Source organism: Laspinema olomoucense D3b (assembly GCF_025370785.1).
Taxonomy (GTDB): Bacteria; Cyanobacteriota; Cyanobacteriia; order Cyanobacteriales; family Laspinemataceae; genus Laspinema; species Laspinema olomoucense.
The window spans coordinates 1-1,665 of sequence record NZ_JAMXFA010000093.1 but is presented as its reverse complement, the minus strand read 5'-3'; the positions used below and the strand labels follow the sequence as shown (position 1 = coordinate 1,665).

1 protein-coding gene is annotated in these 1,665 nt (G+C 39.6%); it reads right to left on the bottom strand.

The window, feature by feature from the left end:
* Positions 1-1,547: IS5 family transposase (locus NG792_RS28760; RefSeq protein WP_261237800.1), on the bottom strand; the 1,547-nt coding region annotated here is incomplete at its 3' end.
* Positions 1,548-1,665: the final 118 nt, after the last annotated feature.

Below are 1,665 nucleotides of genomic sequence, written 5' to 3'. Positions count from 1 at the left end.
TAGGGTTTGCTGAAAAAGTTATAAAAAGCAGGGGGGGTAAATGAACAAGAGGCCCCTATTCCTGCACCAATAAACAGGGCTTTACTTGGATTGTTCCAGGTATAGCTAAAATTAATGCTTCGGTACAAGATTATAATAGTTTGGAAAAATTGAGACAAAAAAAGACAGTAAAACTGCCTCAGCAGTTTCACCAAGTTGAGCACTAGAAACGTAAGATTAATAGAGGTTTCCGAAGTATTAGATAGTTTAGACATGACTCGATTCAGACTGAATCTTCGTTTACCCTGTCCAAATTTCCCTTCAATTTGGTTGCGAATGCGCTCATCTTCTTCTGCTTGTTTTTTATCTTCAAGGCTGACTTGGGTTCGCGGTCTCCCTAATGGAGGTCCGCTGAGTCTAATCCCTCTTTCTTTACACCAAGCTCTATTGACTCGGGTGCGATAAATTTTATCGGCGTGAACCGATTCCGGGTAAAATCCCGTCAATTCTTTGTACGCCTCGACTTGACTAACAAAATCTCCACTTTCATTATAGTTTTCCCAGCTAATGTTTTCGAGCAATACATATCCTTCTACGCAACTGACTGATAACTTCGCTCCGAATTCCGTAGGACTTCCTGCTTTACCTCGGACGATTGGACGGACATGAGGTTGTGTTAAACTGACAATCCGATTGTCGATTCTTTTTTGATTATTCGACCACATCAAATCCTGTTGACGATAGATTTCGGATGAAACCAATAAATTCCTGTATTGCCTTCTGCTTAAGAGTTCTAAACTGGCCCCCTGAGCAATTAACCTGTCAATATGTCCCAAGTTTCGTTTAATATATTGTAGTTGTTTTTTAACAGCTTCTTTTCTTTCCTTTTGAGAATGCTTCCTCTTTTTAGCGAAGTTTAAATAATCTTTTCTTGCCTTTTTCCTGTAAGTTCTTGGTTTTTTGTCTAGGTTATCTTTCAGAAATTTATATAAGAGGTCTATGATGCTTTCGGTAGTTTTTCTGGCTTGATTTAATAGCTCTACATCCGTGGGGTATTTGATATCCGCAGGGGAAACTGTTGCATCCATTAATAGCCTACCTCTATTTCCTTTTAGGTTTTCGGCTTCTTCTAACTTTTTTGGGCTGGGTTCCTCCGGCTTAAAACCTAGACTTTTTTGGACAATTCTACGATTAATTTTTTGAAGCAGATCCGGAGTAATTCTTTTGCGAAAATGAACCATCATTGAAGGGTCAAAGGGCGCTTCATTTTGATAGCTATTTTGTCCAATAAAATACTGTAAATACGGATTTTCTTGAATTTGTTCAACGGTTTCTCGGTCACTAATACCCAACTTTTCTTTGATGATTAAAGCACCCAGTGCTATCCGAAAAGATTTGGCTGTTGCCCCCATGTCTTCAGAAAAATTCTGGGCATATTCTGCCTCAAATTCAGACCAAGGAATTAGCTTCGATAGAACTACCCAACGATTTTCTTCACTTAGCTGGCCCTCAAAAGGAAGTTCAAAGGCTCCTTCTGGCCCCAGGTCCCTTTGTGATTTTCGATACATTTTCCCTTCACCGATGCACAACAATTTTCAATTTTACCCCTTTTTCCTGTCTTTTGTGTTCGAGCAATACTCCTACAACCCTTGTACGGTAAGCTTTTTGCTTCTTTTCAGCAAGCCC